A 23,770-nucleotide genomic window follows, 5' to 3' on the forward strand; every position below is an offset into this window, starting at 1 on the left:
AAGGGCTATTTATTTTAGTCAAAATCTACAATGGCATTTTACTTATCACAGTCAGTTGCATACATAGTTATTCAACCTTAACCTAGTAATTCTTTTAGGATTTGGTTTACTTGTTGCGGGTTGGCACTGCCGCGGCTGGCTTTCATCACTTGCCCAACCAGACCGTTAAAGGCTTTTTCTTTACCGCCGCGATACTCTTCGACCATCGCTTGGTTTTTGGCAATAACGTCTTCAACGATGGCTTTAATCGCGCCCGTATCGGTTTCTTGCTTAAGCCCTTTTTCTTCGATGATTTTATCAGCAGCGTCATTAGCATCGCCGCCTTCGCGTTCATAAAGCGCACTAAAGACTTTCTTCGCCAATTTACCCGATAAAGTGTCATCTTTGATACGTGCCAGCATGCCAGCCAATTGCTTGGCGCTGATAGGCGAGTCGGCGATGTCTTTATCATCTTTGTTAAGGGCACCGAGTAGATCACCCATGACCCAGTTAGCCGCCATTTTGGCGTCTTGTTGTCCGACCTCAGCGACGACATTTTCAAAATAATCGGCGAGCGTACGGCTACCGGTCAAGATGCGAGCGTCATATTCTGATAGTCCAAGCGCTTCTTCAAAGCGTGCACGGCGAGCAACAGGTAGTTCAGGCATCGCAGCCTTGATGGTATCGACCGTATGCTGCTCGATACGCACTGGCAATAAGTCAGGGTCAGGAAAATAACGATAGTCGTTGGCGTCTTCTTTGGTACGCATGGTGCGGGTTTCATCGCGCTCAGGATCGTATAGCATCGTCGCTTGGATAACTTTACCGCCGTCCTCGATGATGTCGATTTGACGCTCGATTTCACGATTGATGGCGCGTTCGATAAAGCGGAATGAGTTGAGGTTTTTCAACTCCGTACGTGTCCCCAAATCTGCGCCCGGCTTACGCACAGAGACGTTACAGTCGCAGCGGAATGAGCCTTCTGCCATAATCGCATCTGAGATACCAAGCCATGTGACCAGCTGGTGAATGGCTTTGATATAAGCAATCGCTTCGGCAGCAGAGCGCATATCAGGCTCAGAGACGATTTCGATAAGTGGCGTACCTGCGCGGTTAAGGTCAACGCCTGTCATACCATCGACGGCATCATGCACGGATTTACCCGCATCTTCTTCTAGGTGCGCGCGGGTGATACCCATACGTTTAGGGTATTCGTTTTTCTCGCCTTCATTGACCACCACGTCAATATAACCTTTGCCAACGATAGGGTTGGCCATTTGGGTGATTTGATAGCCTTTTGGCAAGTCAGGATAGAAGTAGTTTTTGCGGTCAAAAGTGTTAAATAGACCTAATTCAGCATTGACACCGATACCAAACTTTAAGGCACGATCGACCACGCCCGTATTCAATACAGGTAAAACACCAGGCAAGCCTAAATCAACGATACTGGCTTGGGTATTTGGTTCGTGACCAAAGTCAGTCGGCGCGCTGGAGAATATTTTACTTTCAGTATTGAGCTGGCAATGAATCTCAATCCCGATGACCACTTCATAGCCATCGACGAACAGCTCTTTGCGGACAATTTCTTGCTGAGCGGCATTATCAGTAGTAGTTGCTGTGTTCATTATACCGTCTCCTTCGCGATGGTAGAGTGTTGTAAATGGTGGTCGGTATGCTGCTGGAATAGATGGGCGGTAGAGAGCAGTTTGCTTTCTTGCCAATATTGACCAATCAATTGCAAACCAATAGGCAAACCGTTTGTGGTTAACCCAACCGGCTGACTAAGCGCAGGTAAACCCGCTAAGTTAACACCAATGGTATATACGTCCCCCAAATACATGGTTGCAGGATCAAGGTCTTCAGCAAGTTTATAAGCTGCGGTCGGCGCGGTTGGACTGGCGATGACATCACAATTGTTAAAAGCGTCTTCAAAGTCTTGTACGATGAGTCGGCGTACTTTTTGAGCCTTAGTGTAATAGGCGTCAAAGTAACCCGCGGATAGCGCATAAGTACCGGTCAAAATACGACGTTGTACTTCAGGGCCAAAGCCTTCTGAGCGTGAGCGCGTATATAAATCGAGCAGGTCGGTTGGGTTGTCACAGCGATAGCCAAAACGCACGCCATCGAAACGCGATAAGTTCGAAGACGCTTCAGCAGGGGCGAGCATATAATAAGTCGCAAGGGTAATTTCAGGGTCAGTGATGTTGACTTCTACAATCGTCGCACCAAGCGCTTCGTATTGTTTTAGCGCTGCACGTACCGCTTGCTCAACCTCAGCATCTAAGCCTTTGGTAAAGTACTCTTTTGCCACGCCAATACGTAAGCCTTCTAATGGCTTGGCGTTGTCGCCAGCAGTTGTGACGGCATCATTTAAGTCTTGCACGTAATCTGGCATATCATGCTTGATAGAAGTGGCATCGCGTGGGTCGTGACCAATCATCGGTTGTAGCAGATACGCACAGTCCATAGCACTGCGGCCCATGCTACCCGCTTGGTCAAGGCTTGACGCATAAGCAATCATACCAAAGCGCGAGATACGACCATAAGTTGGTTTGATACCGGTTAAACCACAAAATGAAGCAGGCTGACGGATAGAACCACCAGTATCGCTGGCAGTAGCAACCGGAACAAACCCTGCGGCAACGGCAGCGGCACTACCACCTGATGAGCCACCTGGGACGCGCTCAAGATTCCAAGGATTGTGTACCGCGCCATAATGCGAGCTCTCATTATCCGAGCCCATCGCAAACTCATCCATATTGAGCTTACCAAGGCTAATCATGCCGGCTTTATTGATATTGGTGACGACAGTGGCATCATAAGGTGACACAAAGTTATGCAGCATTTTTGAGCCACAAGTCGTTAAAACACCTTGGGTACAAAAGATATCTTTATGCGCCATCGGCACACCAAGCAGGGGACGCTTGTCACCTTGGGCACGCATCTCATCAGCGGCTTGTGCTTGCGCGCGCGCGGTTTCGGAGGTGTGGGTGATAAAGCTGTTAATCTTACTGTCGAGCGCGTCGATACGCTTGATATAGTGCTCAGTTAATTCTGCGCTGCTAAATTGTTTGTCTTGCAGGCCCGTAATCAGCTGCTGGGTACTTAAAAGGTGAAGTTCAGACATAAGGTGTCGTCCGTCAAAATGTGAATAACATTAAATAAAGTGGAATACAGTAAAAATTATTGGGGCAATTATTCAATCACTTGCGGCACAAGGTATAAACCCGCTTCAACAGCAGGCGCGACCGATTGATTGCGCTCGCGATTGATATCGTGTTTGGCGACATCGGCGCGCAGATCTTGGCAAACTTCATGAATGTTTGATAAAGGTTTGATACCAGTAGTGTCGACACTGCCAAGCGTTTGCATCAATTTTAATACGTCGCTGATATCGTCGGCGTAGCTGCTGGCGGTGTCTTCATCAACACCGAGGCGTGCAAGGCGGGCAACTTCTAAGATTTCTTGGCGGCTGACATTGCTTTCAGCGGCGATGGTTTGCTGTGACATAGTTTCTCCAGTGAAGGATGGTTTTTATTAGAGTAGGGATAAAAATAGGTAATGACTAATAACTAAATAAAGTAATAATGTTTAAAATACACGCAAATAAACGATCTACCTGAGTATTTTATAAAGAGTGCCTTTATTATAAAGCATCTCACCGAAGATTACAGAGCGGGGCATCGATTGCTGCTGTATCTTTACTAACTTTACTCAAATAAGAGCGTTACAAAATTGACCGAATAGTTATGGATTGATTGTCAATTGCTCAGCATTGCGCTCACAAATACGTTACAGTATGCAGCCACTGCTCAGCGAAATGCTAAGTAAATGCCTTTAAGTGCCCTTAAATGACTTAGCAAAACCCGCCGCAGCAATAATACTTGGTGATCGCGCCTTGTTAGTGTTTGAATTAAATGATGTTTCATTAAATGGCAAGGTTTGCTCTGTCATTTCAAACTTTGTAACATCTTTTCGCGTTTAACGGCAAAATCCTAGCGTACTGATGCAAATTTCTGTGTTTTTTTTGAGCTAAATCGGTATAATTTAGCTCAGTTTTTTCATTTCATCATTATTGCTTCGGTTTGACTTGCTGCGATGATAAACTCGCGCCATCGGTCATGTCTTACGACGACCTGCTCAACACTGACGAGTAACCCTCAGTCAATTTCGTTCGCCTCATTCGCCTCATTTGTAATACGCTGGATATATTAGCCATGAACCCGTTTGGATTTTTATCAAATAATATCGCAATCGACCTCGGTACTGCGAACACCCTTATCTTTATTCCTGGTAAAGGGGTGGTGCTCGACGAGCCTACAGTGGTCGCGCTACGTAGTAATCGTACCCAAAACCCTACCGTCGCCGCCGTTGGTATTGATGCCAAACAGATGCTAGGGCGTACGCCTGCCAACATCACGGCTATTCGCCCGTTAAAAGATGGCGTGATTGCAGACTTTGAAGTGACACAAAAAATGCTCAAGCATTTTATCACTAAAGTAAAAGCCAAGCGTTTTATGGCACAGCCCAACGTGGTGGTTTGTGTGCCTTGCAAATCGACGTTGGTTGAGCGTAAAGCGATTCGTGAAGCGGTATCGTCGGCTGGCGCGAGCAAAGTCTTGTTGCTAGAAGAGCCAATGGCTGCCGCAATCGGTGCGGGCATGCCCGTGCATGAAGCCAGTGGTTCAATGGTCGTTGATATCGGCGGCGGCACCACTGAGATTGCTGTTATCGCGCTGTCAGGCTGCGTCTATGCCGAGTCGATTCGTATCGGCGGCGATATGTTTGATGAAGCGATTATTACTCATGTGCGCCGTACGCATGGCTGCGTGATTGGTGAAACCACTGCTGAGCGTATCAAGCAAGAGGTGGGTTCGGCATTAAATGAAGACAGCCAATTAGAAGTTGAAGTTCGCGGTCGGAGCATGGCAGAAGGCGTACCAAAGACCTTTACGGTCAATTCAGAAGAAGTACAAAAGGCCCTCAGCGACCCATTAAGCGGTATCGTCAGCGCAGTAAAAGCAGCACTTGAACAGACGCCACCTGAGCTGTCATCAGACATCGCTGAGCGCGGTATAGTCTTAACCGGCGGCGGTGCATTGCTGCGTGATTTAGACAAGCTTATCTCTAAAGAAACCGGTCTGCCTGTGACGGTCGCTGAAGAGCCATTAACTTGTGTCAGCCGTGGCGGCGGTATTGCGCTTGATTTTATCAACAACAAAAGCCTAAATATGATTTTTGTTTAAGTTGTGAATATTAAAGCGCTATAAAAATTGTTTGATTCTATTTGTTTTTTCCTATTAAAGGTAGCCAATAAGGTTGCCTTTAATGACATTTAGCCATACCAAAATGCAATAAAAGTACGATAAGTCACGCGTGGTTATTAACGTGTCGACATTATTTTGAACTGACGCTATATGCTGATATTTGTTGCTCTTATGGCGCATCGCAACTGTTGCTCACCTTAAAACCTCTAGATTAGACCAATTATGATTCCAAGTATTTTTGCTCGTCAGCCGCTCGCGCTTCGTAAGACTGCTATCGTATTGATAGTGGCGCTGGTGTTGATGTGGTTTGATAGCAAGAATCCAGAATGGTTTAAGCCGATACGCTCGACCACCCATGCCGCCATGCAGCCTATTTATGAGCTGTCGTTATTGCCAAGTTATGCAAAACACTGGTCGAGCGGCAGCTTGCAGTCGAAAGAAGCGCTACGCCGTGAAAACATGCAGCTAAAAACGCAACTTATCCATGCCCAAGCTAAGCTGCAGCAGCAGGATTATGTCTTGGCACAGAACGCGCGTTTGCAAGGTATCTTATCGACCACGCGCCCTGAGCAATTTGATTTAAACCTAGCGCAAGTGATTGGAACGGATACCAATCTGCTCAGGCAAATTGTGGTACTGAATAAAGGCGAGCAAGATGGCGTGCAAGTGGGTCAAACGGTCATCGATGAAGTGGGCATTTTAGGTCAGATTATTAATGTTTACCCCAATACCAGTCGCTTATTGCTGATTACCGATGAGCAGCAATCGGTTGCTGTGACCGTCAAACGCACCGGACAGCGGGCTATCGTCACAGGCGAGGGCATACCGACCTCATTACGCCTTAACTACGTCTTTAAAACCTCAGATGTGCGCGTCGGCGATGAGCTGGTGTCATCAGGCTTGGGCGGACGTATTCCGGCGGGCTATCGCGTTGGTCGTATCGCCCATGTCGAAGACACGCAAGAAGATAACTTTAGAAGTATTGAAGTCACGCCGGCAGCAAATTTTATTGATAACGCTTATGTGTTGGTGCTGCAAGATAAACTGGTTAATAGAAGAAATGCCGGTATTAAAGAAAACTAAGGGCTTGTCAGCTTACTCATAAGTCCACATTGCGCGTCATTATTTATAGCATAGACAATCACATAGACGTCTGGATAGACAGATAAGATAAATAGTATTCAAAATTGTTTGGTCAACTAGCGCTGCTACTCTTTTCAATATTAAATGAACGATTAAATAGCTGCTAAACTCTCGCTAAAGGTAAGTATTCATGGCATACGCGGATTTTGATGATGTAACTGGCGTACTCCCAGCCTTGATTATACTGAGTTTCATTATTGCCTCATCGCTGAGCGTCTATCCTTTAAGCCCAAGTATGGCCGCACTGCGCCCAATGGTCATGGTCATGGTGCTGATTTTTTGGTTACTGTTTCAGCCGCGCTATGTCGGGATTTTCAGCGCCTTTGCTATTGGTATTATCGCCGATTTATTAATGGATACTCACTTAGGTCAGCAAGCGTTCGCCGCCGTTATGGTCGCAATGGTCATAAAAATCACCAGTATTTATATCAGACAGCTTAATACCATTAGCGCTTGGCTTATTGCAAGCCTAGGATTGGTTGTTTTCCAAGTCAGCTTATGGATATTGCAACTATTTATCCAAAATACCTTTGTTGCCCAATCTGCTCTATCGTTGCTTATGAGTATCATCAGCTGGCCATTGGTGCTATTGGCATTACGGAGATTTGCCCGCTAGTTTTTTACATTTATTTGTTTCATAAAGCTGAAAAACCATAAATTTATAAAATAAGAGTTATCACAATGAATCTCATTTTAGCGTCTGGCTCGCCGCGTCGTCATGAGCTGCTAACCAGAGCGCAACTCGACTTTACGGTCATGAGCGTCGATATTGATGAAACGCCGCATGTGAATGAATCTCCTAAAGATTATATTGAACGTATGGTTGCTAGCAAAGCAGAAGCGGCGCTAGAGCAATTAAATAAAGAGCTAAATAAAAAGTTAAACGACAGGCAAACTGATTTATCTGAATCAATTATTATTTTAACCGCTGATACCATTGGCGTCTTAGCCGATGGTAAAACGGTATTGGTTAAACCTGATAGCCGTGAAGACGCTTATCGCATGTGGCAACAGATGTCTGATGACACCCACCAAGTATGGACAGCGGTACAAGCAACTCAAGTATTGTTATCTGTTAAGCCTTCAAGCTCTCCAAACTCCGGCAGAGCATTTCAAATCGTGAATCAACAACAAATCACTGAGCGCACCGATGTCACCTTTATTCCTTTAACCGAAGAGATGATGGAAAACTATTGGGACAGCGGCGAGCCTGCTGATAAAGCTGGTGGCTACGGTATTCAGGGTTTGGGCGCCGCCTGGGTAAGCCGCATTAATGGCAGCTATACCAATGTGGTTGGTTTACCGCTGGCACAAACTGTGGCGTTGATTAAAAATATCACAGCTATCAGCGCCAACGATAAAGCCTAAGCACTGAAGAAATAAACTGGGCAAATAAATAGGTTAGAGTAGAGCGTATTTGGTTTAAGACAATTAAACGGCTAATTTTATATGAACTGGCAAAAGGCTATCACTCAATCATTTGCACATAATGACACGCTAGGATAATGGGCAAACCCAAGGTGCATTTGGTACACTGTGAGGCTACCAAACGATGAACGCTTCACAAGAAAGCTGAGTGCTAAGAGAAAATATTATGTCCGAAGAGCTGCTGATTAATATTAGTCCCATGGAATCGCGCGTCGCCGTGTTAGATAACGGGGTGTTGGGCGAGATTTATATCGAGCGTCATCATAAACTGGGCTTGGTCGGTAATATTTATTTGGGCACGGTAGTACGCGTGCTTCCGGGTATGCAAGCGGCTTTTGTCGATATCGGCCAGTCACGCACGGCGTTTTTACATGTCAATGATATGCAGCGCGAACCGCGTCCTGTCAGCGAGAGCAAAAATAAGACCTCAGAAAATACTGATAACGAACGTCCTGTTATCGAAGCTACCGCTGATGATTTGGCGGTGACGCCGCCTGTGGTCAGTGCGCACAGTACTGAGGTTGTAGCTGTTACAAAATCTCTTATCCAGCATCGGCTGCACGAAGGCCAACGTATCTTAGTACAAGTTACCAAAGACCAGCTCGGTAGCAAGGGCGCGCGTTTAACTACCAATATATCGCTGCCATCACGTTACTTGGTCTATCTGCCATCGAGCGATCATATCGGTATCTCGCAGCGTATTGATGGCGAAGAAGAACGTTCTCGTCTCAAGACTGAACTGGCGAGCCTGATGCAAACGGTCAACCTACAAGGTGGCCTGATTGCGCGTACCGCCGCTGAGCGCGTACCGGTTAATAAACTCGAAGAAGATATTTACTATCTATTGCAGCTCTGGCGCACCATTTGCGCCCGTCGCCAAGAAACAAAACCAAATCAAAGCTCTGAGCTTATTTATCAAGAATTATCACTGCCGCTGCGCTCCATTCGTGACTTGGTGCATGCCGATACCGAAAAAGTAGTGATTGATAACGCGCAAATCTATGAGCAAGTCCGTTATTTTGCTAAAGAGTTTGTGCCTTTCGTCTACGACCGTATTGTGCATTATACCGCCGAGCCTTCCTTGTTTGATGTCCACCGTGTCGAGGATGATTTGCGTGATGCCTTAAAACGTCGTGTCGATTTAAAGTCTGGCGGTTACCTGATTATCGATCAAACCGAAGCCATGACCACCATCGATGTCAATACTGGCTCTTTTGTCGGCGGTCGCTCGTTAGAAGATACGGTATATAAAACCAATTTAGAAGCCACCCACGCCATCGCACGCCAGCTACGCCTGCGTAATCTTGGCGGCATTATTATCTTAGATTTTATTGATATGCTTGAGCAGCAGCATAAAGACGATATTTTAGAGAGCCTGCAAGCGCAGCTAGCGCAAGACTACGCCAAAACCAAAATTACCCAAGTCAGTGAGCTTGGACTGGTTGAAATGACGCGTAAACGCACCCGTGAGTCGCTTGGGCAGCAGCTTTGTGAGCCTTGCTCAACCTGTCAGGGTCGCGGCTTTGTTAAAACGGCTGAAACCGTTTGCTTTGAGATATTTCGCGAGATTATGCGCTGTGCGCGCACCTATAACTCGCCTAAGAAGTTTACCGTGGTTGCTCATGCTGCCGTCATTGACTTACTATTGACCACCGAATCAGACACCGTGGCAGATTTAGAGTATCTATTAGGTAGAGTGATTACCTTTGAGGTCGAAAATCTCTATACCCAAGAGCAATATGACATCGTTTTGGACTAGCGCCAGCGTAAACTTATACCATTATAAAGTATCTTAAATGAGGTTTTGATAAGGAAACTATCGATAAAAACGCTTGTTTATAAAGGGGGATATCTCAAAACACTGCCGATATTACCCTTGCAATGAGTGAAATACTATGTATAATACACACCACTGAATTATATATGCGCAGCCAATTAAACAGCTGGCGCTATGACAGCTAGAGCATCGTTTCTAGCACTATTTCATTATGCCTTTGCTGACATCCTATAATGGAAGGGTCGGCGGGGCTTTAAACTATTTTGCTTTTGGCACGCTATAAGTTCCGGTAACGAACTCATTCTGGTTAAGAACAGAAGGCCGCTTAAAGTGAATATTTAACCAAACGGCTTTTGCTCATATCTTTGCAAAGCAAGAATGACAAAAGCACATATTAGGAGCTTGCTGGCATGGCTAACCAGAGAATCCGTATCCGTCTTAAGTCTTTTGATCATCGTCTGATTGATCAATCTGCACAAGAGATCGTTGATACTGCAAAGCGCACCGGTGCGCAAGTTTGTGGTCCTGTACCGTTGCCGACTCGCATTGAGCGCTTCAACGTTCTAACCTCACCACACGTTAATAAAGACGCTCGTGACCAGTACGAAATCCGTACTCACAAGCGTATGGTTGATATCGTTCAGCCTACCGACAAAACTGTGGATGCGCTAATGAAGTTAGACTTAGCGGCGGGTGTTGACGTTCAAATTGCTTTGGGTTAATGCAAAACACACCCAACCCATTAATATAAGATATAAAGAGGTCTAAAATGGCGATCGGTTTAGTCGGTAAAAAATGCGGCATGACCCGTATCTTCACTGAAGCAGGCGAATCTATTCCTGTTACAGTGGTTGAGGTCCATGCTAACCGCATTACTCAAGTAAAAAATACTGATGTAGATGGCTATCAAGCCATTCAAGTTACCACAGGTACTCGTCGTGACAGCCGCGTAACTGCTGCACAAAAAGGTCACTTCGCTAAAGCTGGCGTTGCAGCTGGCCGTGGTGTATGGGAGTTTCGTGCCAATGACAGCGATCTTGAAGGTCGTGAAATTGGTGGTGAGATCCTAGCTGACTTGTTCGAACAAGGTCAGATTGTAGATGTCACAGGACAGAGTAAAGGTAAAGGCTTTCAAGGCGGCGTAAAGCGTCACAACTTTAGCATGCAAGATGCCACTCATGGTAACTCAGTGTCTCACCGTGTCCTTGGTTCAACTGGTCAAAACCAGTCACCAGGTAAAGTCTTCAAAGGCAAAAAAATGCCAGGTCAAATGGGTAACAAACGCGTTACCGTTCAGGGCCTAGAAGTGATATCGGTTGATGTTGAAAAAGGGTTACTTGTCATCAAGGGTGCTATCCCAGGTGCCACCGGTGGCGATGTCATCGTACGTCCGTCAGTCAAAGCCTAAGCAAGGGGATTAACGTGGATTTAAAAACAGTTACAGGGGCGGCAGTTGAGCTTTCTGATACGGCTTTCGGTCGTGAATTCAACGAAGCATTAGTGCATCAGGTCGTCACCGCATATCTTGCTGGTGCTCGTCAAGGTACACGCGCTCAGAAAACCCGTGCCGAAGTTTCTGGTGGTGGCATCAAGCCATGGCGCCAAAAAGGTACTGGTCGCGCTCGTGCAGGTTCTATTCGTAGCCCAATCTGGCGTTCAGGTGGTCGTGCATTCGCAGCCAAACCACAAGATTGGTCACAGAAAGTTAACCGCAAAATGTATCGCGGTGCGATGCAGTGCATCCTAGCCGAATTGATTCGCCAAGAGCGTTTGATTTTGGTTGAAGAGCTAAGCGTTTCTGGTCCTAAGACCAAAGAGCTGATTGCAAAGTTAAATGATTTGGGCGCACCTCGTGCACTCATCGTCACCAAAGAAGTTGACGAAAATCTATACTTAGCTGCGCGCAACATCCCACACGTCAATGTACTTGGTACAAACGAAGTGGATCCAGTGAGCTTGATTGCTTTTGATAAAGTAATCATGTCAGTTGAAGCTGCGAAACAATTTGAGGAAGCACTAGCATGAATAACGCAAGACTTTATCAGGTCTTAAGAGGGCCTGTATTCTCAGAAAAATCTCAAATGCTTGGCGACTCACTTGGTGTACAGGTATTTAAAGTTGACTCTAATGCTACTAAGCTTGAAGTCAAAAAAGCGGTTGAGATGATGTTCGAAGGCGTTGAAGTTTTAAAAGTAAACACTTTGAATGTTAAAGGTAAGACAAAGCGTTTTGGTAAAAATATCGGCCGTCGTAATGACTATAAAAAAGCCTACGTTACCTTAAAAGCTGGTCAAGATGTACAAATGGCTGATGCTGGTGAAGAAGTCGCAAACACGACTGCTTCTACTAGTGAAACAGCGAACAACGAATAAGGATTACACTCATGCCTATCGTAAAAGCAAAGCCAACATCACCAGGCCGTCGTTTTGTTGAAAAAGTGGTGCATCCACACCTTTACAAAGGTCGTCCTTTTGCAGCGCTTCTCGAATCAAAAAGTAAGTCAGGTGGTCGTAACAATAATGGTCGCATCACGACCCGTCACGTTGGTGGTGGTCATAAGCAGCATTATCGTATTATCGATTTTAAACGTACTAAAGACAATATCCCAGCTGTGGTTGAGCGTATCGAATACGATCCTAACCGTACTGCACACATTGCTTTACTTAAGTACGCTGACGGCGAACGTCGCTATATCATTGCTGCTAAAAAACAAGCAGTTGGCGATACCGTCATGTCAGGAGAGAACTCTCCAATCCGTCCAGGTAACTGCTTACCACTGAAAAACATCCCATTGGGTACTGTGATTCACAATATCGAACTTAAAATCGGTAAAGGTGCACAGCTAGCTCGTTCTGCGGGTGCCAGCGTTCAGCTACTAGGTCGTGACGGTATTTATGCTATTCTACGTCTACGCTCAGGTGAAACTCGCCGCGTACACGTGAACTGCCGTGCTGTTATTGGTGAAGTTTCTAACACTGAAAATAACTTGAAATCACTTGGTAAAGCCGGTGCTTCACGTTGGCGCGGTGTTCGTCCTTCTGTTCGTGGTGTCGCTATGAACCCGGTTGATCACCCACACGGTGGTGGTGAAGGTCGTAACAAAGGTCGCCATCCAACCAGCCCATGGGGTCAGAAGTCTAAAGGACTTAAAACGCGTCATAATAAGCGTACTGACAGTATGATCATCCGCCGCCGCGCCAAGAAGAAATAAAGGAAGAATTTCATGCCTCGTTCATTGAAAAAAGGTCCATTCATAGACGCGCACTTATTTGCTAAAGTTGAGAATGCATTAGACACCAACTCACGCAAACCAATTAAAACTTGGTCGCGCCGCTCGATGATTTTGCCACAAATGGTTGGCCTAACCTTATCTGTTCACAACGGCCGTACTCACGTACCGGTTATCGTAAGCGAGCAGATGGTTGGTCATAAACTAGGTGAATTTGCCCCGACTCGTACATATCGTGGTCATGGCATTGACAAGAAAGCTAAGAGATAAGGTGCTTACCATGGAAGTAACTGCAAAATTACGCGGTGCCGCCATATCGGCACAAAAAGTTAGACTCGTTGCTGATGAAGTTCGTGGCAAATCTATCGAGCGTGCTTTGGATATCCTAACGTATAGTAATAAAAAAGGCGCTGTCTTCGTTAAGAAATGTCTTGACTCAGCCATCGCCAATGCCGAACACAACAACGGTTTAGATATCGATACCCTTAAAGTATCAACCATCTACGTTGATGAAGGCATTACGCTAAAACGTATCCTACCACGTGCTAAAGGTCGCGCTGATCGTATCAGTAAGCGTACTTGTCACATCACTATAAAGGTAGGAGAATAAGTTATGGGTCAAAAAGTACATCCAATCGGAATTCGTCTTGGTGTTGTCAAAAAGCATAACGCAAACTGGTATGCTAACCCTAAACAATACTCAGAATACCTCATCAACGACATTCAAGTTCGTGAGTATCTACGTAAAAAACTAGACAACGCTATGATCAGCAATATCATGATCGAGCGTCCTACTGGTGCTGCTAAGATTACCATCGCCACTGCGCGTCCTGGTATTGTTATCGGTAAAAAAGGCGAAGATATCGAAAGACTTCAAAAAGAATTGACCAAAATTATGGGCGTACCTGCTCAGGTCAACATTGAAGAAATCACATCACCTGATCTTGATGCACGTTTGGTAGCAGACGGTATCGGCAGCCAACTTGAGCGCCGTGTTATGTTCCGTCGTGCGATGAAACGCGCCGTACAGAACAGCATGCGTTCTGGTGCTAAAGGTATCAAAGTTGAGCTGTCTGGCCGTCTTGGCGGTGCTGAGATTGCTCGTACTGAATGGTACCGTGAAGGTCGTGTACCATTGCATACACTCCGCGCTGATATTGACTACGCGTCAATTCGTGCAGAAACCACATACGGCACTATCGGTGTAAAAGTTTGGATTTTCCGTGGCGAAATCCTTGACGGTATGAACAGCGTATACAATCCCGTCAAAGAAGAGCAGACTCGTGCGCCAAAACGCCGTGGTCGTGGAAACGGAAACCGTCGAAACACAGACAGAGGTTAAACTATGTTACAGCCAAAACGTACCAAGTTTCGTAAAATGCACAAAGGTCGTAACACAGGTCTTGCTCACCGTGGAAGCACCGTTGCATTCGGACAAATTGGTCTAAAATCGTTGACTCGTGGTCGTATGACTGCCCGTCAAATTGAAGCAGCACGTCGTACCATCACTCGTAAAATTAAGCGTGGCGGTAAGATTTGGATTCGTGTATTCCCAGACAAACCTATTACCAATAAGCCATTAGAAGTACGTATGGGTAAAGGTAAAGGTCCAGTCGAGTATTGGGTATGCGAAATCAAACCTGGTAAAGTGCTATATGAACTCGAAGGGGTTTCAGAAGAACTTGCTCGCGAAGCGTTAACGCTTGCTGCAGCAAAACTGCCCTTTAAAACTACCATTGTTAAGCGGACGATAATGTAATGAAGATCAGTGAATTACGTGATAAATCATTAGAAGAACTGACTCAGTTACTTGATGAAAAGCAACTTGATGCTTTCCGTATTCGTATGGCTAAAGCAACGGGTCAGTTGGGTAACACCCATGAAGTCAGAAGCAATCGTCGCACGATTGCTCAGATTCAGACTTTGATTAACGAGAAACAACGAGGCGACTCATGAGCGATAACAATCAAACAGCTAATGCTAGCGTATTGACAGGACGAGTTGTCAGCGACAAGATGGACAAATCCATCACAGTTTTGATTGAGCGTCTGGTTCGTCATCCTTTGTATGGCAAACAGCTTCGTCGTTCTACAAAAATCAAGGCTCATGATGAAGATAACGTTTGTCAACAAGGCGACCTTGTCCGCATCAAAGAAACGCGTCCAATCTCAAAAACCAAGTCTTGGACTTTGGTTGAAGTGGTTGAAAAAGTAGAAAAAATCTAAGTAAATTGCATTAAAAGCCAGAAGCTGTTAAAATAGCCGCCTTTTTAAGGATGCTGATTGCGCCGAGCGTATATCACTCACATTAAGAGTAGCAGCGGTTATTAATATTAAAATGCCGACTACTCATTCTGTGCTAGCGGCAGCAACTGGTTTTTATTGCTCATACGTGTGGAGTAACGCTATGATTCAGGTTGAATCGATGCTGGAAGTTGCAGACAATAGCGGTGCAAGACGAGTTCAGTGCATTAAAGTACTGGGTGGCTCTCATCGTCGTTATGCATCAGTTGGCGACATTATTAAAGTAACGGTTAAAGAAGCCATTCCGCGTGGTCGTGTCAAAAAAGGCGACGTGATGAATGCTGTAGTTGTACGTACCAAAAAAGGCGTTCGTCGTCCTGATGGTTCAGTTCTGCGTTTTGATGACAATGCTGCGGTATTGTTGAACCAAAACAAAGCACCGATAGCAACTCGTATTTTTGGACCGGTAACTCGTGAACTACGTGGTGATCAGTTTATGAAAATTGTATCACTAGCACCAGAAGTATTGTGAGGTAATCCATGTCAAAATTACGTAAAGGCGATACAGTTATCGTGATTGCTGGGAAAGACAAAGGCAAGCAAGGTACTGTACAAGCTGTAAAAAACGATCGTATTAAAGTTGAAGGCATCAACATTGTCACCAAACATCAGAAGCCAAATCAGGCAACTGGTACTGAAGGTGGCATCGTTAAGCAAGAAGCTTTTTTGCATATCTCTAATGTCGCAATTCTAAATGCGCAAACCCAAAAAGCTGATCGTATTACTTATCAGTTCGGTGAAGACGGCAAGAAACAACGCGTCTATCGTTCGAACGGTGAAGTAGTGGCGACTGCGTAAGACACTAAGGGTGTAATGGTAATGGCAAGATTAAAATCTTTATATAACGAAGAATTAAAGCAACAAATCAAAGAAGAGCTTGGTTTGGCGAACGTGATGCAAGTGCCTAAAATCACTAAAATCACGCTTAACATGGGTGTAGGCGGCGCGTCTCAAGACAAAAAATTGCTTGAAGGTGCTGTAGCTGACATGACCGCTATTGCTGGTCAAAAACCTGTCGTCACCAAAGCGCGCAAATCAGTTGCTGGCTTTAAGATTCGTGAAGAATGGCCAATTGGCTGTAAAGTAACGCTACGCGGTGAGCAAATGTACGAATTTTTAGATCGTCTCATTGCCATTGCAATTCCTCGTATTCGTGATTTCCGCGGTTTTTCACCTAAAGCCTTTGACGGACGTGGTAACTACTCATTGGGTATCAAAGAACAAATCGTATTCCCAGAAGTAGACTTTGACAAGATTGATCGTATCCGCGGTATGGATGTGACCATCACCACGTCTGCTGGTACTGATGAAGAAGGTCGTGCGTTGCTTAAAGCATTCGGCTTCCCATTTAAATAAGGTAAAGACGTTATGGCAAAGAAGAGCATGATTAACCGCGAATTAAAACGCGAAAAAATGGTTGCTAAGTATGCTGAAAAGCGTATCAAGCTAAAAGAAACTATCAATGATATCAACGCATCAGACGAAGAGCGTATGGAAGCGATGTTAGAGCTACAAGCTCTACCACGTAACGCATCTCCAGTACGTCTGCGCAATCGTTGTGCTATCACTGGTCGTCCTCACGGTTACTTCCGCAAGTTTGGCTTATCACGCAATATGCTGCGTGAGCGTGTCATGCAAGGCGATGTGCCTGGTGTTCGTAAAGCAAGCTGGTAAGGAGTAACGATATGAGTATGCAAGATACCGTTGGGGATATGCTAACCCGTATTCGTAACGCACAAATGGCTAATAAAGTATCGGTAGCAATGCCGAGCTCTAAACTACGTAAATCAATCGCTGACCTGTTGGTTAGTGAAGGTTATGTGGCCAGCGCTGTTGTAACTGAGCAAGACAACAATAAAGCAACTTTGACCATCGAATTAAAATACTTCGAGGGCAAAGCGGTTATTGAAACGATTCAACGTTATAGCCGTCCTGGTTTACGCCAGCATCGCGGTAAAGACGCTATCCCTACTGTTAAACAAGGTATGGGTGTTGCTATCGTATCGACCAGCCAAGGTATCATGAGCGATCGTGCTGCACGCGCTGCTGGTATCGGTGGTGAAATCGTTGCATTCGTTGCCTAATTAGCAATCATTGCTATCGGTAACGAGACGATAAAGTCTACTTGATCGTTGTTAGGCACTTATCAATTTTATAATACATATTTTTTAACATTGATAGGTGCCTAATGCAGTCAATTATGCTAAACTAACACGCTTTTTAGCCTGTTAGTTTTTTCGCTAATAAAAGTAAGTTAATTTTTTTAAGGAATATTCCTATGTCTCGTGTGGCTAAAGCCCCAGTAGCACTGCCTAGCGGCGTAAGTGTTACTTTGAACGATCGGCAGGTCGAAGTTAAAGGCAAAAATGGCAATATGTCTTTACGCCTGCATGAATTGGTCGAGCTAAAACAGGAAGATGATGCAATTCTTCTCTCACCTGCAGCCGATTCAAAAGAAGCCATGATGCACACTGGCACCATGCGCTCTTTACTAAACAATTTAGTAATAGGCGTAAATGAAGGTTTTGAAAGACGCCTTCAACTTATTGGTGTTGGTTATCGCGCTCAAGCTACTGGTAATAAAGTAACGCTAAACGTTGGTTACTCACATCCAGTAGAATATACGCTACCTGAAGGTGTATCAGCTGAAACCCCAACGCAAACTGAAATCGTTTTAAAATCAAACGATAAGCAGCAGCTTGGTCAAGCAGCGGCTAATATCCGCGGTTTCCGCCCACCAGAGCCTTATAAAGGTAAAGGTATTCGTTATAGTGACGAGCATGTGATTCGCAAAGAAGCCAAGAAAAAATAAGGTGAGTTGAAATGTTTGATAAAAAAGCAGCTCGTCTACGTCGAGCAAAGAAAACCCGTGCACATATCCGTTTTTTAGGCGTAAATCGCTTAACGGTTAACCGCACCCCAAGACATATTTATGCCCAAATTATCTCTCCAAACGGTGGTGAAGTGATTGCTCAGGCATCTACCTTAGACAGCAGCTTACGTTCAGGTGCAACTGGTAACGTTGATGCAGCGACGTCTGTGGGCCAATTGATCGCAGAACGCGCAAAAGCAGCTGGTATTACTAAAGTTGCCTTTGACCGTAGTGGTTTTAAATATCATGGTCGAGTAAAAGCTTTAGCTGAAGCTGCTCGCGAAAACGGATTGGAGTTTTAATCATGGCTAGAAATGATAAAAATGATAAAAATGAACAGACTGACGGTCTAGTAGAACGCTTAGTTACCGTTGATCGCGTTGCAAAAGTGGTTAAAGGTGGTCGTATTTTCTCATTTACTGCGCTAACCGTAGTGGGTGATGGCAATGGCCGTGTTGGTTTTGGTCGTGGTAAAGCACGTGAAGTACCAGCCGCTATTCAAAAAGCACTTGAAGCTGCTAAGCGCAACATGATTACTGTTGAGCTTGATGGTGCAACATTGTTCCATCCGATCAAAGCACGTCATGGTGCTAGTAAAGTCTACATGCAGCCTGCATCTGAAGGTACTGGTGTAATCGCTGGTGGCGCAATGCGTGCAGTATTAGAAGTTGCTGGTGTTAAAGACGTTTTAACGAAATCTCATGGTTCTACCAACACGGCAAACGTTGTACGTGCAACATTCAACGGTTTACGTGATATGTCAACTCCAGAAAAGATGGCAGCAAAACGTGGTAAATCTGTAGACGAAATCTTGGGTTAACTTAGAAACTAGGTGAGTTACGATGAAAAAAATGAAAGTCACTCAATTTAAATCGGGTGCCCATCGCCTCAAGAGCCACAAAGCGAGCTTGAAAGGATTGGGTTTACGCCGTATTGGTCATACTGTTGAAGTAGAAGATACTCCTTCAACCCGTGGTATGGTCAATCGCGTCAACTACATGGTAAAAGTGGAGGAAGCGTAATGGGACTTAGATTAAATGAATTATCACCAGGTGTTGGCGCGAAAAAAACTGCCCAACGTCGTGGTCGTGGTATCGGTTCAGGTCTTGGCAAAACTGGTGGTCGCGGTGTAAAAGGTCAGAAATCTCGTTCAGGTTCTAGCATCCGCTCAGGATTTGAAGGTGGTCAAATGCCTTTATATCGTCGCCTACCAAAATTTGGCTTTACCAGTAAAATGGCAATGACGACTGCTGAAGTTCGTCTGTCTGAATTAAACAAAGTCGAAGGCGATGTGGTTAGCATTGAAACACTAAAAGCTGCTAACGTTATCCGTCATGACATGAAACGCGTTCGTATTATGTTGTCAGGCGAAGTCACTAAAGCTTATACTTTTAAAGGTATCAAAGTGACTAAAGGCGCCAAGCAAGCAATCGAAGCTGCTGGTGGTAGCATCGAGGAGTAGTAACGTGTCAAAACAATCAATGTCATCGACTGGTATACCGCTTAATCCATTTGCATTTATACGTAAGTATGATGAATTATGGACGCGTTTATTATTCTTAATCGGCGCATTGATTGTTTATCGTTTAGGGTCGCATATTCCTGTACCGGGTATCAATCCGGTTAATTTGGCTGATCTGTTTTCGCGCAACGAAAATACCATTTTGAGCATGTTTAACATGTTCTCAGGTGGTGCACTAGAGCGTATGTCCATCATGGCGCTTGGTATCATGCCATATATCTCAGCATCGATTATTGTACAAATGATGTCTGCGGTGTTGCCATCGCTTGAAGCCCTCAAAAAAGAAGGCGAAGCGGGACGACGTAAGCTAAACAAGTACACCCGTCAAGGCACGCTTGGATTAGCGCTGGTACAGTCATTAGGAATGTGTGCTGGCTTAATCAGTCAGAATCTTACCTTATCTACTGGTTTGACGTTTTATATTCCAGCGGTTACCTCACTGGTAGCAGGCGCTATGTTCTTAATGTGGCTTGGTGAGCAGATTACAGAGCGCGGCGTAGGTAATGGTATCTCAATGCTCATTTTTGCGAGTATTGTGGCTGGTACGCCAGGTATGATTTCACAGTCTATCGAACAGGTCAATCAAGGGCAAATGAACTTGATTGTGCTTTTTATCTTTGTATTGTTAGGCATCGCAGTGACTGCTGGTATCGTTTATATTGAACGTGCGCAGCGCCGTGTTCCGGTAAACTATGCCCAAAAACAACAACAAGGGCGCAAAATTTATGCTCAGCAGCAGTCACACTTGCCGCTTAAGCTAAACATGGCCGGGGTTATTCCCGCCATTTTTGCCAGCTCGTTATTGTTGTTCCCAGCAAGTTTGGGGCAGTGGGTGGGTCAGTCTGCTGATCCTACCTTTACCCAAAAGATATTACAAAATATGGCATTAGTGTTGTCTCCAGGACAGCCGCTATATTTGGTTCTGTTTGGTGCAATGATTATTTTCTTCTGTTACTTTTACACGGCATTGGTATTTAGTCCGCGTGAAGTCGCCGAAAACCTTAAACGTAGTGGTGCGTATATCCCAGGTATTCGCCCCGGACAACAAACTCAGCGTTACCTTGATCATGTATTAAACCGACTGACCTTTATTGGCGCGATGTATATGACGGTTATTTGTTTAATGCCAATGGTCGTGCAGTCATCGTTTGGTGTGCCGTTTCAACTTGGTGGTACGTCATTACTGATTATGGTGGTTGTGGTAATGGACTTCATTTCGCAAATCCAAGCGCATTTGATGACCCATCAATATCATGATCAGACGTTAATTCAATCGCCCACTCAACCTTAAATGAGCGGTACGATATCTCAAAGGAGTATGCTATGAAAGTTCAAGCATCAGTTAAGAAGATTTGTGGTAGCTGTAAAGTTGTGCGCCGTAAAGGCCGTGTACATGTTATTTGTACCGCAGAACCTCGCCACAAGCAACGTCAAGGTTAATATTTTAAAGACATAAAGCGTCACGCTTATTGGATTTATACAATTAATACTTGAAAAATGACGGCGGATGCGATATCATCCGCCACTTGCCGTAGTTTATGCAAAATCTTTTATAAAATGGTCAATGAATAGGCTTGTTATCAAGTTGAAGCAGCGATAATAATTATAAAAGCTTTGGTATCGACAGCAACAAATCTGAAGAATACCCCCTTATTCAAACAATAAGGATATTTTTCTTTAATGGAGAGAAATCAATGGCTCGTATTGCCGGCGTAAACATTCCGGATAATAAGCATGCTGTTATTTCACTAACTTATATCTTTGGTATAGGTCGTACCACTGCTCAGAAAATCTTAGAAGCAGTTGGCATTGCCCCTACTACTAAAGTTAGCCAGTTAGATGATACACAGTTAGATGCTATCCGTGCACAAGTTGCAAATTACATGACTGAAGGTGATCTTCGTCGTGAAGTGTCAATGAATATCAAGCGCTTGGTTGATCTTGGTTGTTACCGTGGCATCCGCCATCGCCGTAACCTACCAGTTAGAGGTCAGAACACCAAGAACAACGCTCGTACTCGTAAGGGTCCGACACGCCCTCTCAAAAGATAATTAACTTAGGAAGCTAAAAGATGGCTAAAGACACTCGTAGTCGCAAAAAAGTGACTCGTCGTTCAGTATCGGAGGGCGTTGCCCATATCCATGCGTCTTTTAATAACACCATTGTTACGATTACCGATCGTCAAGGTAATGCACTGGCTTGGGCCACTTCAGGTGGACAAGGCTTCCGTGGTTCACGTAAATCTACACCATTTGCCGCTCAGGTTGCAGCTGAAGTCGCTGGTAAAGCGGCTCAAGAATATGGTGTTAAGAATATCGACGTTTTGGTTAAAGGACCAGGACCGGGTCGTGAGTCTGCGGTAAGAGCACTTGGTGCATTGGGTTATAAAGTTAACAGCATCTCTGATGTAACCCCAATCCCACACAATGGTTGCCGTGCGCCGAAAAAGCGCCGCGTCTAATATTAAAGACGAAGCTTTTTATCATAAGAGCTTATAGGAGACATAACAATGGCCCGTTATATTGGACCAAAACTCAAATTATCACGTCGTGAAGGTACAGACTTAGGCCTTAAGTCTGGTGTTAAACCATATGACGTAAAAACGAAAAAAGCGGCTCGTCCACCTGGTCAACATGGTGTCAGTCGTAATAAGAGCTCAGAATACTCTCTACAGTTACGTGAAAAACAAAAAGTTAAGCGTATCTACGGTGTACTAGAGCGCCAGTTTGCTAACTATTATAAAGAAGCTGCTCGTAAGCGTGGCGCTACTGGTGAAAACCTGTTAGCAATGCTTGAGAGTCGCCTTGATAACGTCGTTTATCGCATGGGCTTTGGCTCAACTCGCGCTGAAGCACGTCAGCTAGTTAGCCATCGCACTGTGATGGTTAAAAAAGCTGGTCGTGATGAGTTTGTTCGTGTGAACATTCCATCAATTCAGTTGCAAGATGGTGATGTCGTCGCTATCCGTGAGAAGTCTCGCGAACAACTACGTATTAAAAACGCTATTGAACTAGCGACACAACGTGGTATTCCAGAATGGCTAGATGTTGACCACAGCAAGCTACAGGGCACGTTTAAACAAGCGCCTGATCGCATTGATCTACCTGCTGAAATCAACGAAAGCTTGATCGTTGAGCTATACTCTAAGTAAGTAACGTACTGCTCGATGTTATAATAATAGCATTGAGCAATTGACGTTAATTAAACCAGTTTAATAAATCGAGGTGACATCATGATGCTAAGTGCAACTGAGTTTCTAACGCCGAACGCCATTAACGTGGATACGGTTAATGAAACAATTGCGAAAGTCACGCTCGAACCGTTAGAACGCGGCTTTGGGCATACTTTAGGTAATGCCTTACGTCGCATCTTGTTATCTTCATTACCTGGTGCTGCAGTCATTGAAGCGGAGATTGATGGTGTTGACCATGAATACTCAACGCTTGAAGGGCTACAAGAAGACGTACTTGACTTGCTTTTGAACTTAAAAGGCTTGGCGATTACCCTTCATGACCAAAATGAAGTATTCTTGACCTTGGATAAACAAGGTCCAGGCACTATTACTGCTGCAGACATCACGTTGCCGCATAATGTCGATATTATCAATCCAGAATTGGTATTGGGTACATTGAGCGACCGTGGCCATCTTAAGATGCGTTTGCGTGTGGTAATGGGTCGTGGATATGAGCCAGCAAACCAGCGCCGTGAAGATGGTGACACTAAAGCGATTGGACGCTTAAAGCTTGATGCAAGCTTTAGCCCAGTACTGCGTGTTGCTTATCAGGTTGAGAACGCACGTGTAGAACAACGTACCGATCTTGATCGTCTTATCATCGAGCTTGAAACTAATGGCACTATCGATCCAGAAGAAGCAATTCGTAAAGCAGCCACTATTTTACAACAACAGATTTCTATCTTTGTTGACCTAGAAGCTGAAGAAGCGCCTGAGCCTGTGAAAGAAAAAGAAGAGGTTGATCCGGTGCTATTACGCCCTGTGGACGATCTTGAACTAACGGTTCGCTCAGCCAACTGCTTGAAAGCTGAAAACATTTACTATATCGGTGATTTGGTACAGCGTTCAGAGACTGAACTTCTAAAAACCCCAAATCTTGGTAAGAAATCATTGACCGAAATCAAAGACGTATTAGCGTCTAAAGATTTAGAGCTCGGTATGCGCCTAGACAACTGGCCACCAGCTGACCTTCGTGTCGATGATCGCTTTTCTTATCGTAGCCGTTAAACTTTAAGGA

At 44.9% G+C, this 23,770-nt stretch carries 34 protein-coding genes and 1 pseudogene; 32 read left to right on the forward strand and 3 right to left on the reverse strand.

Going from position 1 to position 23,770, the window contains the following annotated elements:
* Positions 1-77 precede the first annotated feature (77 nt).
* The 3 genes from gatB to gatC all read right to left on the reverse strand — a co-directional run bounded on the left by gatB (position 78) and on the right by gatC (position 3,489).
* On the reverse strand, positions 78-1,604 hold the full coding sequence (gene gatB / locus IQ457_RS05310; RefSeq protein ID WP_200662383.1) for an Asp-tRNA(Asn)/Glu-tRNA(Gln) amidotransferase subunit GatB: 1,527 nt from the start codon (positions 1,602-1,604) through the stop codon (positions 78-80).
* The gene (gene gatA / locus IQ457_RS05315; RefSeq protein ID WP_144297883.1) at positions 1,604-3,106 is read right to left on the reverse strand and encodes an Asp-tRNA(Asn)/Glu-tRNA(Gln) amidotransferase subunit GatA; all 1,503 of its coding nucleotides are present in this window, start codon (positions 3,104-3,106) and stop codon (positions 1,604-1,606) included. The genes gatB and gatA overlap by 1 nt, the downstream gene beginning before the upstream one ends.
* Positions 3,107-3,174: 68 nt before the next feature.
* On the reverse strand, positions 3,175-3,489 hold the full coding sequence (gene gatC / locus IQ457_RS05320; protein WP_200662384.1) for an Asp-tRNA(Asn)/Glu-tRNA(Gln) amidotransferase subunit GatC: 315 nt from the start codon (positions 3,487-3,489) through the stop codon (positions 3,175-3,177).
* Between the two features lie 698 nt (positions 3,490-4,187).
* Here gatC and IQ457_RS05325 point away from each other — a divergent pair.
* The 32 genes and pseudogenes from IQ457_RS05325 to IQ457_RS05480 all read left to right on the forward strand — a co-directional run bounded on the left by IQ457_RS05325 (position 4,188) and on the right by IQ457_RS05480 (position 23,760).
* Positions 4,188-5,225, forward strand: a complete 1,038-nt coding sequence (locus tag IQ457_RS05325; RefSeq protein WP_414706782.1) for a rod shape-determining protein — start codon at positions 4,188-4,190, stop codon at positions 5,223-5,225.
* Positions 5,226-5,468: 243 nt separating this feature from the next.
* Positions 5,469-6,329: a rod shape-determining protein MreC gene (mreC, locus tag IQ457_RS05330; protein ID WP_102077546.1), complete on the forward strand. Its 861-nt coding sequence runs from the start codon at positions 5,469-5,471 to the stop codon at positions 6,327-6,329.
* 190 nt (positions 6,330-6,519) lie between these two features.
* Positions 6,520-7,005 carry a rod shape-determining protein MreD gene (mreD, locus tag IQ457_RS05335; protein ID WP_200662385.1) on the forward strand — a complete coding sequence of 162 codons (486 nt, stop codon included), beginning with the start codon at positions 6,520-6,522 and terminating at the stop codon, positions 7,003-7,005.
* A 65-nt stretch (positions 7,006-7,070) separates the two neighbouring features.
* Complete coding sequence (locus tag IQ457_RS05340) at positions 7,071-7,757, forward strand: Maf family protein (protein WP_200662386.1); 687 nt, start codon at positions 7,071-7,073, stop codon at positions 7,755-7,757.
* A gap of 226 nt (positions 7,758-7,983) precedes the next feature.
* Positions 7,984-9,576: an Rne/Rng family ribonuclease gene (locus tag IQ457_RS05345; RefSeq protein ID WP_200662387.1), complete on the forward strand. Its 1,593-nt coding sequence runs from the start codon at positions 7,984-7,986 to the stop codon at positions 9,574-9,576.
* A gap of 428 nt (positions 9,577-10,004) precedes the next feature.
* Positions 10,005-10,316 carry a 30S ribosomal protein S10 gene (gene rpsJ / locus IQ457_RS05350; RefSeq protein ID WP_010196670.1) on the forward strand — a complete coding sequence of 104 codons (312 nt, stop codon included), beginning with the start codon at positions 10,005-10,007 and terminating at the stop codon, positions 10,314-10,316.
* Positions 10,317-10,363: 47 nt separating this feature from the next.
* Entirely contained in the window at positions 10,364-11,002 is a 639-nt protein-coding gene (gene rplC / locus IQ457_RS05355) for a 50S ribosomal protein L3 (protein ID WP_068408481.1), read from the forward strand.
* A 14-nt stretch (positions 11,003-11,016) separates the two neighbouring features.
* Positions 11,017-11,619 (forward strand): 50S ribosomal protein L4, encoded by a 603-nt coding sequence (gene rplD, locus IQ457_RS05360; RefSeq protein ID WP_068408479.1) that lies wholly within the window; start codon positions 11,017-11,019, stop codon positions 11,617-11,619.
* Positions 11,616-11,966 (forward strand): 50S ribosomal protein L23, encoded by a 351-nt coding sequence (gene rplW, locus IQ457_RS05365; RefSeq protein ID WP_068408477.1) that lies wholly within the window; start codon positions 11,616-11,618, stop codon positions 11,964-11,966. The genes rplD and rplW overlap by 4 nt, the downstream gene beginning before the upstream one ends.
* Positions 11,967-11,977: 11 nt before the next feature.
* Positions 11,978-12,805 carry a 50S ribosomal protein L2 gene (gene rplB / locus IQ457_RS05370; RefSeq protein ID WP_068408475.1) on the forward strand — a complete coding sequence of 276 codons (828 nt, stop codon included), beginning with the start codon at positions 11,978-11,980 and terminating at the stop codon, positions 12,803-12,805.
* A 12-nt stretch (positions 12,806-12,817) separates the two neighbouring features.
* Positions 12,818-13,093 (forward strand): 30S ribosomal protein S19, encoded by a 276-nt coding sequence (gene rpsS / locus IQ457_RS05375; protein ID WP_010196682.1) that lies wholly within the window; start codon positions 12,818-12,820, stop codon positions 13,091-13,093.
* Between the two features lie 10 nt (positions 13,094-13,103).
* A complete protein-coding gene (gene rplV, locus IQ457_RS05380; protein ID WP_068408473.1) occupies positions 13,104-13,433 on the forward strand; it encodes a 50S ribosomal protein L22 in 330 nt (109 codons plus the stop codon).
* 3 nt (positions 13,434-13,436) lie between these two features.
* Positions 13,437-14,271 (forward strand): annotated as a pseudogene (gene rpsC / locus IQ457_RS05385) (30S ribosomal protein S3).
* Positions 14,169-14,582, forward strand: a complete 414-nt coding sequence (rplP, locus tag IQ457_RS05390; protein WP_068034608.1) for a 50S ribosomal protein L16 — start codon at positions 14,169-14,171, stop codon at positions 14,580-14,582. Before rpsC ends, rplP begins: the two are co-directional and overlap by 103 nt.
* Positions 14,582-14,779, forward strand: coding sequence for a 50S ribosomal protein L29 (gene rpmC, locus IQ457_RS05395; protein ID WP_068408469.1), 198 nt, complete (start codon positions 14,582-14,584; stop codon positions 14,777-14,779). Before rplP ends, rpmC begins: the two co-directional genes overlap by 1 nt.
* Positions 14,776-15,048, forward strand: a complete 273-nt coding sequence (gene rpsQ / locus IQ457_RS05400; protein ID WP_068408467.1) for a 30S ribosomal protein S17 — start codon at positions 14,776-14,778, stop codon at positions 15,046-15,048. The genes rpmC and rpsQ overlap by 4 nt, the downstream gene beginning before the upstream one ends.
* Positions 15,049-15,229: 181 nt before the next feature.
* Positions 15,230-15,598 (forward strand): 50S ribosomal protein L14, encoded by a 369-nt coding sequence (gene rplN / locus IQ457_RS05405; protein WP_010196702.1) that lies wholly within the window; start codon positions 15,230-15,232, stop codon positions 15,596-15,598.
* Between the two features lie 8 nt (positions 15,599-15,606).
* Entirely contained in the window at positions 15,607-15,924 is a 318-nt protein-coding gene (gene rplX, locus IQ457_RS05410) for a 50S ribosomal protein L24 (RefSeq protein WP_068408465.1), read from the forward strand.
* 21 nt (positions 15,925-15,945) lie between these two features.
* Positions 15,946-16,482 (forward strand): 50S ribosomal protein L5, encoded by a 537-nt coding sequence (gene rplE, locus IQ457_RS05415; protein ID WP_102077550.1) that lies wholly within the window; start codon positions 15,946-15,948, stop codon positions 16,480-16,482.
* Between the two features lie 12 nt (positions 16,483-16,494).
* Complete coding sequence (rpsN, locus tag IQ457_RS05420; RefSeq protein WP_102077551.1) at positions 16,495-16,800, forward strand: 30S ribosomal protein S14; 306 nt, start codon at positions 16,495-16,497, stop codon at positions 16,798-16,800.
* Positions 16,801-16,811: 11 nt separating this feature from the next.
* Positions 16,812-17,210: a 30S ribosomal protein S8 gene (gene rpsH, locus IQ457_RS05425; protein ID WP_102077552.1), complete on the forward strand. Its 399-nt coding sequence runs from the start codon at positions 16,812-16,814 to the stop codon at positions 17,208-17,210.
* Positions 17,211-17,404: 194 nt separating this feature from the next.
* Entirely contained in the window at positions 17,405-17,938 is a 534-nt protein-coding gene (rplF, locus tag IQ457_RS05430; RefSeq protein WP_068408459.1) for a 50S ribosomal protein L6, read from the forward strand.
* An 11-nt stretch (positions 17,939-17,949) separates the two neighbouring features.
* Positions 17,950-18,300, forward strand: a complete 351-nt coding sequence (gene rplR, locus IQ457_RS05435; RefSeq protein WP_068408457.1) for a 50S ribosomal protein L18 — start codon at positions 17,950-17,952, stop codon at positions 18,298-18,300.
* 2 nt (positions 18,301-18,302) lie between these two features.
* Entirely contained in the window at positions 18,303-18,818 is a 516-nt protein-coding gene (rpsE, locus tag IQ457_RS05440) for a 30S ribosomal protein S5 (protein WP_068408455.1), read from the forward strand.
* A 22-nt stretch (positions 18,819-18,840) separates the two neighbouring features.
* Positions 18,841-19,020 carry a 50S ribosomal protein L30 gene (gene rpmD / locus IQ457_RS05445; protein ID WP_068408453.1) on the forward strand — a complete coding sequence of 60 codons (180 nt, stop codon included), beginning with the start codon at positions 18,841-18,843 and terminating at the stop codon, positions 19,018-19,020.
* Positions 19,020-19,460, forward strand: a complete 441-nt coding sequence (rplO, locus tag IQ457_RS05450; RefSeq protein WP_068408451.1) for a 50S ribosomal protein L15 — start codon at positions 19,020-19,022, stop codon at positions 19,458-19,460. The genes rpmD and rplO overlap by 1 nt, the downstream gene beginning before the upstream one ends.
* 19 nt (positions 19,461-19,479) lie before the next feature.
* Complete coding sequence (gene secY, locus IQ457_RS05455; protein WP_180952577.1) at positions 19,480-20,811, forward strand: preprotein translocase subunit SecY; 1,332 nt, start codon at positions 19,480-19,482, stop codon at positions 20,809-20,811.
* A 32-nt stretch (positions 20,812-20,843) separates the two neighbouring features.
* Entirely contained in the window at positions 20,844-20,960 is a 117-nt protein-coding gene (gene rpmJ, locus IQ457_RS05460) for a 50S ribosomal protein L36 (RefSeq protein ID WP_011279805.1), read from the forward strand.
* A 254-nt stretch (positions 20,961-21,214) separates the two neighbouring features.
* Positions 21,215-21,571, forward strand: coding sequence for a 30S ribosomal protein S13 (gene rpsM / locus IQ457_RS05465; protein ID WP_058025564.1), 357 nt, complete (start codon positions 21,215-21,217; stop codon positions 21,569-21,571).
* Between the two features lie 20 nt (positions 21,572-21,591).
* A complete protein-coding gene (gene rpsK / locus IQ457_RS05470; protein WP_058368279.1) occupies positions 21,592-21,981 on the forward strand; it encodes a 30S ribosomal protein S11 in 390 nt (129 codons plus the stop codon).
* 48 nt (positions 21,982-22,029) lie between these two features.
* Entirely contained in the window at positions 22,030-22,671 is a 642-nt protein-coding gene (gene rpsD / locus IQ457_RS05475; RefSeq protein WP_068408447.1) for a 30S ribosomal protein S4, read from the forward strand.
* Positions 22,672-22,752: 81 nt separating this feature from the next.
* Positions 22,753-23,760: a DNA-directed RNA polymerase subunit alpha gene (locus IQ457_RS05480; protein ID WP_068408445.1), complete on the forward strand. Its 1,008-nt coding sequence runs from the start codon at positions 22,753-22,755 to the stop codon at positions 23,758-23,760.
* Positions 23,761-23,770 lie beyond the last annotated feature (10 nt).

Source organism: Psychrobacter sp. M9-54-1 (genome assembly GCF_016613355.1).
GTDB lineage: Bacteria > Pseudomonadota > Gammaproteobacteria > Pseudomonadales > Moraxellaceae > Psychrobacter > Psychrobacter faecalis.

Bases quoted from the DNA above. Each gene is read 5' to 3' on its own strand.
- rpmC (WP_068408469.1), top strand. From the start codon at position 14,582: ATGAAGATCAGTGAATTACGTGATAAATCATTAGAAGAACTGACTCAG.
- IQ457_RS05340 (WP_200662386.1), top strand. From the start codon at position 7,071: ATGAATCTCATTTTAGCGTCTGGCTCGCCGCGTCGTCATGAGCTGCTA.
- rplX (WP_068408465.1), top strand. From the start codon at position 15,607: ATGTCAAAATTACGTAAAGGCGATACAGTTATCGTGATTGCTGGGAAA.
- IQ457_RS05345 (WP_200662387.1), top strand. From the start codon at position 7,984: ATGTCCGAAGAGCTGCTGATTAATATTAGTCCCATGGAATCGCGCGTC.
- rplB (WP_068408475.1), top strand. From the start codon at position 11,978: ATGCCTATCGTAAAAGCAAAGCCAACATCACCAGGCCGTCGTTTTGTT.
- rpsH (WP_102077552.1), top strand. From the start codon at position 16,812: ATGAGTATGCAAGATACCGTTGGGGATATGCTAACCCGTATTCGTAAC.
- rplN (WP_010196702.1), top strand. From the start codon at position 15,230: ATGATTCAGGTTGAATCGATGCTGGAAGTTGCAGACAATAGCGGTGCA.
- rpsE (WP_068408455.1), top strand. From the start codon at position 18,303: ATGGCTAGAAATGATAAAAATGATAAAAATGAACAGACTGACGGTCTA.
- mreC (WP_102077546.1), top strand. From the start codon at position 5,469: ATGATTCCAAGTATTTTTGCTCGTCAGCCGCTCGCGCTTCGTAAGACT.
- rplP (WP_068034608.1), top strand. From the start codon at position 14,169: ATGTTACAGCCAAAACGTACCAAGTTTCGTAAAATGCACAAAGGTCGT.
- rpsJ (WP_010196670.1), top strand. From the start codon at position 10,005: ATGGCTAACCAGAGAATCCGTATCCGTCTTAAGTCTTTTGATCATCGT.
- rpsD (WP_068408447.1), top strand. From the start codon at position 22,030: ATGGCCCGTTATATTGGACCAAAACTCAAATTATCACGTCGTGAAGGT.
- gatC (WP_200662384.1), bottom strand. From the start codon at position 3,489: ATGTCACAGCAAACCATCGCCGCTGAAAGCAATGTCAGCCGCCAAGAA.
- rpsQ (WP_068408467.1), top strand. From the start codon at position 14,776: ATGAGCGATAACAATCAAACAGCTAATGCTAGCGTATTGACAGGACGA.
- gatB (WP_200662383.1), bottom strand. From the start codon at position 1,604: ATGAACACAGCAACTACTACTGATAATGCCGCTCAGCAAGAAATTGTC.
- rplV (WP_068408473.1), top strand. From the start codon at position 13,104: ATGGAAGTAACTGCAAAATTACGCGGTGCCGCCATATCGGCACAAAAA.
- rpsM (WP_058025564.1), top strand. From the start codon at position 21,215: ATGGCTCGTATTGCCGGCGTAAACATTCCGGATAATAAGCATGCTGTT.
- rplE (WP_102077550.1), top strand. From the start codon at position 15,946: ATGGCAAGATTAAAATCTTTATATAACGAAGAATTAAAGCAACAAATC.
- rpsK (WP_058368279.1), top strand. From the start codon at position 21,592: ATGGCTAAAGACACTCGTAGTCGCAAAAAAGTGACTCGTCGTTCAGTA.
- rplR (WP_068408457.1), top strand. From the start codon at position 17,950: ATGTTTGATAAAAAAGCAGCTCGTCTACGTCGAGCAAAGAAAACCCGT.
- rplC (WP_068408481.1), top strand. From the start codon at position 10,364: ATGGCGATCGGTTTAGTCGGTAAAAAATGCGGCATGACCCGTATCTTC.
- rpmJ (WP_011279805.1), top strand. From the start codon at position 20,844: ATGAAAGTTCAAGCATCAGTTAAGAAGATTTGTGGTAGCTGTAAAGTT.
- gatA (WP_144297883.1), bottom strand. From the start codon at position 3,106: ATGTCTGAACTTCACCTTTTAAGTACCCAGCAGCTGATTACGGGCCTG.
- secY (WP_180952577.1), top strand. From the start codon at position 19,480: ATGTCATCGACTGGTATACCGCTTAATCCATTTGCATTTATACGTAAG.
- rplF (WP_068408459.1), top strand. From the start codon at position 17,405: ATGTCTCGTGTGGCTAAAGCCCCAGTAGCACTGCCTAGCGGCGTAAGT.
- mreD (WP_200662385.1), top strand. From the start codon at position 6,520: ATGGCATACGCGGATTTTGATGATGTAACTGGCGTACTCCCAGCCTTG.
- IQ457_RS05480 (WP_068408445.1), top strand. From the start codon at position 22,753: ATGATGCTAAGTGCAACTGAGTTTCTAACGCCGAACGCCATTAACGTG.
- rpmD (WP_068408453.1), top strand. From the start codon at position 18,841: ATGAAAAAAATGAAAGTCACTCAATTTAAATCGGGTGCCCATCGCCTC.
- rpsN (WP_102077551.1), top strand. From the start codon at position 16,495: ATGGCAAAGAAGAGCATGATTAACCGCGAATTAAAACGCGAAAAAATG.
- rpsS (WP_010196682.1), top strand. From the start codon at position 12,818: ATGCCTCGTTCATTGAAAAAAGGTCCATTCATAGACGCGCACTTATTT.
- rplW (WP_068408477.1), top strand. From the start codon at position 11,616: ATGAATAACGCAAGACTTTATCAGGTCTTAAGAGGGCCTGTATTCTCA.
- rplO (WP_068408451.1), top strand. From the start codon at position 19,020: ATGGGACTTAGATTAAATGAATTATCACCAGGTGTTGGCGCGAAAAAA.